The organism is Bacillus sp. AFS029637 (assembly GCF_002584985.1).
Lineage (GTDB): Bacteria > Bacillota > Bacilli > Bacillales > Bacillaceae_G > Bacillus_A.
Genome location: NZ_NUPZ01000065.1, coordinates 1 through 222 on the forward strand (window position 1 = coordinate 1; position 222 = coordinate 222).

2 tRNA genes are annotated in these 222 nt (G+C 50.5%); both read right to left on the reverse strand.

Annotated elements, in window-relative coordinates:
- Positions 1–41: 41 nt before the first annotated feature.
- Positions 42–114, reverse strand: a tRNA-Thr gene (locus COE49_RS26735).
- Positions 115–118: 4 nt separating this feature from the next.
- A tRNA-Asn gene (locus tag COE49_RS26740) sits at positions 119–193 on the reverse strand.
- Between the last annotated feature and the right edge of the window lie 29 nt (positions 194–222).

The following is a 222-nucleotide window of genomic DNA, read 5'->3' on the forward strand; positions in this document are numbered from 1 at the left end:
CACTTGACCAACGGGCCAAAAAAGTTTTAAACCTATTCCCAAGCTTCCAACCGGGCTTGAACCGGTGACCTCTTCCTTACCATGGAAGTGCTCTACCAGCTGAGCTATGGAAGCATAATGGCTCCGCAGGTAGGACTCGAACCTACGACCGATCGGTTAACAGCCGATAGCTCTACCACTGAGCTACTGCGGAATAATATTAGCCTGGCAACGTCCTACTCT